8 protein-coding genes are annotated in these 7,208 nt (G+C 65.7%); 7 read left to right on the top strand and 1 reads right to left on the bottom strand.

All coding sequences use genetic code 11. From position 1 onward, the window contains the following. On the bottom strand, positions 1-755 hold a 755-nt coding region (locus JYJ84_RS23985), incomplete at its 3' end, for a glycosyltransferase family 87 protein (RefSeq protein WP_205189541.1). A gap of 1,051 nt (positions 756-1,806) precedes the next feature. Between JYJ84_RS23985 and JYJ84_RS23980 the strand changes: the two genes are divergently transcribed. From JYJ84_RS23980 to JYJ84_RS23950, 7 genes are all read left to right on the top strand, one after another. After that, positions 1,807-1,998: a Flp family type IVb pilin gene (locus JYJ84_RS23980; RefSeq protein WP_122949903.1), complete on the top strand. Its 192-nt coding sequence runs from the start codon at positions 1,807-1,809 to the stop codon at positions 1,996-1,998. 140 nt (positions 1,999-2,138) lie between these two features. Further along, positions 2,139-2,321 carry a Flp family type IVb pilin gene (locus tag JYJ84_RS23975; protein ID WP_122949902.1) on the top strand — a complete coding sequence of 61 codons (183 nt, stop codon included), beginning with the start codon at positions 2,139-2,141 and terminating at the stop codon, positions 2,319-2,321. A 91-nt stretch (positions 2,322-2,412) separates the two neighbouring features. Further along, positions 2,413-2,619 (top strand): Flp family type IVb pilin, encoded by a 207-nt coding sequence (locus JYJ84_RS23970; RefSeq protein ID WP_175221157.1) that lies wholly within the window; start codon positions 2,413-2,415, stop codon positions 2,617-2,619. A 28-nt stretch (positions 2,620-2,647) separates the two neighbouring features. Beyond that, entirely contained in the window at positions 2,648-3,187 is a 540-nt protein-coding gene (locus JYJ84_RS23965; RefSeq protein WP_122949900.1) for a prepilin peptidase, read from the top strand. A 32-nt stretch (positions 3,188-3,219) separates the two neighbouring features. Further along, complete coding sequence (locus JYJ84_RS23960; RefSeq protein ID WP_175221159.1) at positions 3,220-4,620, top strand: ATP-binding protein; 1,401 nt, start codon at positions 3,220-3,222, stop codon at positions 4,618-4,620. A 35-nt stretch (positions 4,621-4,655) separates the two neighbouring features. Then, on the top strand, positions 4,656-5,495 hold the full coding sequence (gene cpaB / locus JYJ84_RS23955; protein ID WP_122949898.1) for a Flp pilus assembly protein CpaB: 840 nt from the start codon (positions 4,656-4,658) through the stop codon (positions 5,493-5,495). Between the two features lie 104 nt (positions 5,496-5,599). Next, the coding region (locus JYJ84_RS23950; RefSeq protein WP_205189539.1) for a type II and III secretion system protein family protein at positions 5,600-7,208 on the top strand (1,609 nt) is incomplete at its 3' end.

Below are 7,208 nucleotides of genomic sequence, written 5' to 3'. Positions count from 1 at the left end.
TGCAGCGCGCCGACACCGGTCAGCGCGATCCCGACCGCCGCGAACAGCGCCGCGCTGATTGCCGCGGCTCCGAACGCACGCCACGCACGCGCCGCGATCAGCGCGAACGGGAACACCACGGCCAGTTGCGGCTTGATCGCGAGCAGCCCGATCAACACACCGGCCGCGACCGGGCGCTTGCCGAGCAGATGCAGCGCGAGGGCGGCGATGCCGGCGGTCAGGATGCTGTTCTGGCCGAACAGTGCGGACAGGCACACGGCCGAGTACGCGATCACGACGAGCGCCGTGGCGCGCGGCACGGGAAGATGCGCGCGCAATCCCGACAACCGCGAGACGGCGAACGCGTAGCATAAAAGACTGCCCGCGGAAAAAAGGAGGTAAGCGGGCAGGAAAGGCACAAGGGCAACCGGCGCGATGAACAGCAACATCGTCGGCGGATAGAGCCAGGGGAGCGGCCGATGCTGCAGATACGCACCGAAGTGCGCGGTCTCGGCCAGCAGGAATGACGAAGGGTCGTAAGCCGATGCGGCATGGCCTTGCAACACGAGATGCGATGCGGTCCAGAAGACCGAGAAGTCGACACCCGGACGGGTCACGTCGCTCGATGTAAAGCCGTCGGTCACGACACCCCACAAGACCACCAGCGCGACGAAGAGCATCAGCATGATGCAGCTGTACGGAATGATCCGGTCGGCTGTCAGCCATTGAGCACAGCGGATGGCGCGAACGCGCGTCCCACGATTGGCTGTGTACATGATTCCCCGTCTGTGTGTAGAGGCTGCGTGGTCTGTCGCAGCCGTTTCATGTTGTCGTGCCTGCGGATCGAATCGCACTGAAATGGCGTTGTCCGGTGAATTCATTGTTGAAGAAAAAATCGCGTGATGCAAACCACGCACTGAAAGCCGGTATTTAGATTGCCCGGTGAGTCTCGCGAAAAGCGGTTTTTCAGGTATGAGTAATCGACGTGATCGGTATTTTTGTTTCTGCGTTGAAACATTCCGTCATTTTGACCGGTGCCGCATCCTGCCGATCGCGCGAAGCGCGGGTCGTCGCGGGCGTTCGGGAAAATCCTGAGTAAAAATTTTTGATCCTTGACGCAGCGCGGCTGCGGGCATTCCGGCTTACAACGCTTGCGGAAAAACCTATATCAATTCTGAAACATTTCCGGCATCGGGCCCCGGGCCGAAGAACACGGGCATCGCTGGAACCCTTGATGCGCCTGGATTCTGCCCGGGGTGGCCTGCTCTTTGCGTAAGCGTTGGCACGGCAGTCGACGCGGTGACGACCGGGCGGTTCCAGCAAAAGACAGACGGAACCAGCTTCGGAATCACCTGCGGAAAGGAAGGCCGGAGCGCGTCGGGGAATACGCAGCTCCAGGTCGATCACCCTCGCAAGCTTGCGTCGAATGACCAACGAGACCCGGTATCGTCAGGGCAATAAGAAATCGGCATGGCAGCATATGGGGAATAAAAATGAAAGACCACAGCACAGTGCGGCTTGCAAACCGCGTTAAAGACACATTGCAGTTTTGCCGGGAGTTTGTCTCCCGTTCAACAGGATTCCATGCGTCGAACGGCCGTCGTGCCGTTCCGGTCGATCGGATCGTCCGGTTTATCCGGCCGGTCGCACCGTACACGCCTCTCTCGCTCTCTGCGTCATTGATACCCGTTCGCACGGACAGGGGTGTGTTTCCCCGTTCCCGCAGCTGAGCGACGCGTTCCGATTTTTCGAGTAGTGCCGGTGGTGCCCGTCCCGACGTCATGAGAGACGAAGGGTATTACGTAGCAGTCCGAATGGAGAGTGCTTATGAAAAGAATCATCGAAAAGATCGCGTGGTTTGTTCGGGATCAGGATGGCGTGACGGCCATTGAATACGGCCTGATCGCTGCGCTGATCGCGCTCGGCATCGTCGCCGCGTTGACGACGATCGGTCAGGATCTGTCGACCGTGTTCAGCACGATCGCCTCGACTCTGGACTCGGCAGTAACAGCACTCTGATGGACGGTACGACGAACGGCACATCCGAATCGCTCGTCGGCACCACACGGCAACAACACCCGACCTCGACGTATCGATGCACGGTCATCCGACCAGCCGGCACGCGAGGGCTTTGAAAGTGACCACGCAAGGAGATCATCATGTCCAAGTTCATTCAACAAGCCGCCCGTTTCGTTCGCGATGAAGACGGCGTGACCGCCATCGAATACGGCCTGATCGCAGCACTGATCGCAGTCGGCATCATCGTCGCAGTTACCGCGGTCGGCACGGAACTCAAGACCGTGTTCACCACGATCGCTGCCGATCTGACCTCGGCCGTTTGAGGCCGTTGACAAGCAGGACGTGCGGACGGCTCGGCCGGTGCAGCGTTCGAGCCGCTCCCACACTTCTGATCACCCGGAACCGGAGACCATCATGCAAGCCAGGGCGCGTATCGCAAGCCTCGGGATCGGCGACGAGCGGGGCGTGACGTCGATCGAGTCTGCATTCCTCTCGGCGACGTTCGCTGTTGCCGTGCTGGGCAGCGTCGTCACGCTGCGAGGTTCGCTTGCCGATACGTACGTGGTGATCGCAACGGCCGTCACGGCCGCCGCAGCCACCGCGCTGGCGATGGTCTCCTGATCTTTCGATCCGCTCCGCGAGGTTCGCCATGTTACTCGTTGCGCCGCCTTACCCGATTCCGTTGTGCGTGACGCTGCTCGCGGTCGCCGCGGCCGGCACGGACATCGCGGCCCGCCGCATCCCGAATCGCCTCGTCGCGCTCGGCCTGGCCGGCGCGCTGGTCGCCCAGTGCCTGCTGCACGGCGTCCTGGCGGGGGCACTCGGCTGGCTTGCCGGCGCCGCGACCGGCTTCGCGCTGCTGCTGCCGTTCTATCTGCTGCGCGGCATGGCGGCCGGCGACGTGAAGCTGATGCTCGCGATCGGCGCGTGGGTCGGCGCACACATGACTTTTTACATCGTGCTGGCCACCTTCGTGGCCGGCGGGATCGGTGCACTCGCGGTCGTGCTGATGCGCGGCCGGATGCGCCGGATGTGGGCAAACGTCCGCGCATTGATCGCGCGGCACGCGCAGGGCAAGGGTGCGGCGGCCACCGACGGCGCCGCGGAAATCGCGTCGGTCGGCTCGCTGCCGTATGGCGTCGCGATCGCGGCCGGCACGCTGGCCATGTTGTTCGCGTCGTACGCATAGCGCGACGCATCCGCAACGAGGATGGAACGACCATGAACACGAACCATACCGAACCGAGACGCGACGCGCAGGTGGCCCATCTGCCCGATCCGTTGCCGTCGCGGGAGGCGCATACGAAGCTGGGCCCGCAATTGCCCGCGGCACCGCGCTCGCTCGACGACACGGGACTGAGCAAGACGTTCGTCGCCGGGCTCGTGCTGAAGTCGACGCTGATGCTCGGCCGCCCGTCGTACGGCGACCTGGTCGAGCGGCACTGCCTGCCGCTCGCGGTGCTCGACGACGTCTTTGCATTCCTGGTGCGCGAGCACCTCGTCGAACTCACCCATCGCGGTGCGACCGATCTCGACGTGACGTTCCGCCTGACCGATGCGGGCCGCGTGCTTGCGCTCGAGGAACGGGCGCGCAGCGGCTACAGCGGGCCCGCGCCGGTGACGCTCGACGCGTATCTCGAATGCGTGGCCGCGCATTCGGTGCGCAAGCTGCACATCGGCCAGAGCGATGTGTGGGCCGCCTTCGAAGGCATCGTGATCGACACGGCGGTGCTCGACGCGGCGGCCGCGGCGCTGAACGCGGGCCGTCCGCTGCTGATCTACGGCCCGGCCGGCAGCGGCAAGACTTTCCTCGCCGAGCGGCTCGGCTCGCTGATGCACGGGTACGTGCCGGTGCCGCATGCGATCTGCGCGGCCGGCGAAGTGATCCAGATCTACGATCCGCTCGTGCATGTCGACGCGGCATCGCAACCCGGCGGCCATTCGGTCGATCGCCGCTGGCGCCTGTGCGAGCGGCCGGTCGTGATGTCCGGCGGCGAACTGACGCTCGACGAGCTCGACCTGCGCCGCGACGAGGCCGCCGGCTTCTACCAGGCGCCGCCGCACATGAAGGCGAACATGGGCATGTACGTCGTCGACGATCTCGGCCGCCAGCGCGTCGAGCCGCGCGACCTGCTCAATCGCTGGCTGCGCCCGCTCGATCGCGGCGTCGATTACATGACGCTCGAATCCGGCAACCGCTTCGTGCTGCCGTTCGACGTCTGGCCGGTGTTCTCGAGCAACCTGTCGCCGGAGCAGCTGGGCGACGACGCATTCCTGCGCCGCCTCGGCTCGAAGCTGCACGTCGGCGCGCTGTCGATCGACGACTATCGCGCGTTGTTCGACGCGGCCTGCACGTCGCTGGGCCTCGTCGCGGCAAGCGATGCGTTCGACTACCTGCTGCATCGGCTGCACCTGCCGACCGGCAAGGCGTTTCTCGCCTGTTTCCCGGCAGACCTGTTGCGTCTCGTGGCTGCCGGCGCGCGTTACCGCGGCGATCCGCCCGAAGTGACGCACGACGGGCTGTACGACGCATGGGCGAGCTATTTCGGCGCAGCGCCTGAACGGGACGGCGGCCATCCGCCGCCCGTCGAGCGCGGCGGGCGGACCTACGTCACCGGTTGAGCGGTTTCTTTCACGATTCGTCGAGGAGCATTGCCATGAAAAACAGTCGAGCGGTCCTGATGCTGGTCGTCGCGATGGTCGCGGGTCTTGCCGCGGTTGTGTTCGCGTCCCACTGGCTGATGCAGACATCCACGAGCTCGGTCACGCCGGTTGCGGTGGCGGCCACCGACCTGAACCTGGGCGAACCGCTCGGGCCGAACCAGATCCGCATGGTGAGCTGGCCGTCGGGTAGCGTGCCGACCGGCGCGTTCACCGATACCAAGGCGCTCGAAGGGCGCGTGGTCCGCACCAGCCTGTCGCGGGACGAGCCGGTGATCGAGTCGAAGCTCGCGCCGGTCGGCACGAAGGGCGGGCTGTCCGCGGTGATCTCGGACGGCAGCCGCGCGATCACGGTGCGCGTGAACGATGTGGTCGGCGTCGCAGGCTTCGCGCTGCCGGGCAACTACGTCGACGTGATCGTCAACACGCAGGAACAGCAGGGCAAGACCGACGGGCAGAGCATCTCCAAGATCGTGCTCGAACACATCCTCGTGCTCGCCGTCGCGCAGCAGGTCAGCCGCGACGACACGGCGCCGAAGGTCGTCAACGCGGTCACGCTGGAAGTCACGCCCGACCAGGCCGAACGGCTCGACCTCGCACGCAGCGTCGGCACGCTGTCGCTCGTGCTGCGCAACCAGGTCGACCAGAAGACGCTGAACACCGACGGCGCGACCAAGCTGACGCTGCTCGGCAAGGAGCCCGCACCCGAAGCGCCGCCGGCACCGGTCCATGTGAAGACAGTACGCGTACACGTCGCATCGCACGCGGCGCCGGAAGTACGGCGCGACTGCGTCGGCGTGCTGACCGGCGTACGGGGCAGCGTCGAATGTTTCTGAAGCAGACCTATTCATCCAGATAAACAGATCGGCCGTCAGTGAGACACGGCGGCCTTGGAAGTCGATAACCGGCGCAGCGCCGGTCTCTCGGGGGATCAGACGAAATGAAGATCAAACCGCAATGCACAGGTACCGGCCCGCTGCGTACACGCGTCGCACGGGGCACGATGATGGCCGCGATCCTCTGTTCCGGATGGCTGACCGTCTATGGCGCACTGGCTCAGGAAGGTGTCGAGTCGGCCGTGCTGACGAAAGGTGGCGCCAGCGCGCCGGCCGCGGTCGGCAAGGGGCCGATGCAGATGACGATCAGCATGGCGCCGGTGGCGGCCGCCGCACCCGCCGCGTCGGCGGGACCGCTGCACGGGCCGAACTGCGTCGGCGCGGTGCGTGACTCGACCAGCGTCAGCGTGCCGCTCGGCAAGTCGCTGCTGGTGCCGATGCCGGAGCCGGTCCGCAATCGGACGATCGGCAATCCGGCCGTCGCGCAGGCCACGATGGTGTCGCCGCAGACGCTGTACATCCTCGGGTTGTCGGTCGGCACGACGAACATGATCGTGCAGGGCCGCAGCGGTGCATGCCGGGTGATCGACGTGGCAGTCGGCGCGGATGCCGGCGGCCTGCAGGCGTCGCTGCAGCAGCTGATGCCGAACGAGCGCGACATCCGCGTGACGACCGCCGCCGGCACGATCGTGCTGTCGGGCACCGTGTCGAGCTCGCAGGCCGCGCAACAGGCGGTGCAGATCGCGCGCGCCTACGGCGACAGCGCCGGCGACCCGGCCGCGGGCGGCAAGCAAGGCGGTGGCGGTGTGCTGAACATGCTGGCCGTCACGTCGCCGCAGCAGGTGATGCTCGAGGTGAAGGTGGCCGAGGTGTCGAAGACGCTGTTGAACCAGATGGGCAGCGCATTCAACATCCAGGGCGGGTTCGGTTCGTGGAGCGGCGCGCTGGTCAGCAACCTGCTGGCGGGCGTCGCGAGCGGGGCCGTCTTCAACAAGGCGAACAACAAGCCGTTCAGCATCGCGGCCGATGTGCAGAACACCGACAACCTGGTCAAGATCCTCGCGGAACCGAATCTCGTGACGATCAGCGGCCAGGAAGCGACGTTCCTCGCCGGCGGCAAGATCTTCATCCCGATCCCGCAGAGCAGCGGCAACGGCACGTCGTCGATCACGCTGCAGGAAGAGGAATTCGGCGTCGCGCTGAAGTTCACGCCGACCGTGCTGGCGAACGGCCGGATCAGCCTGAAGGTGGCGCCGGAAGTGTCGGAACTGTCGCAGACGGGCGTCACGCTGAGCTCGACCAACATCGGCGGCACGTCGATTCTGCCGCTGATCACGACGCGGCGCGCATCGACGACGGTCCAGATGAGCGACGGCGAATCGTTCGCGATCGGCGGGCTGATCAAGGACAACGTGACGGGCGCGCTGAAGTCGATCCCGGGTGTCGGCGAAGTGCCGGTGCTCGGTGCGCTGTTCCGCAGCACGTCGTTCCAGCAGGACCGCACCGAGCTGATCTTCCTGATCACGCCGCACCTCGTGAAGCCGCTGCAGACCGCCGACGTGCCGCTGCCGACCGACAGCTTCTCGAAGCCGAGCGAAGCCGACGTGTATGCGACCGGCAACATGGAAGGCCGCGGTGGCGTTCGCAAGCCAGGCGCACAACCGGCGAACGGCGCAGCAGCTGCCCCGCAGGCACCGGCTCAGGCACCGGCTC

Origin of the sequence: Burkholderia sp. LMG 13014 (assembly GCF_905232215.1) — a bacterium.
In the GTDB taxonomy this organism is placed as follows: domain Bacteria; phylum Pseudomonadota; class Gammaproteobacteria; order Burkholderiales; family Burkholderiaceae; genus Burkholderia.
The sequence above is the reverse complement of the archived record's forward strand: the minus strand, read 5'-3'. Positions and strand labels throughout refer to the sequence as shown.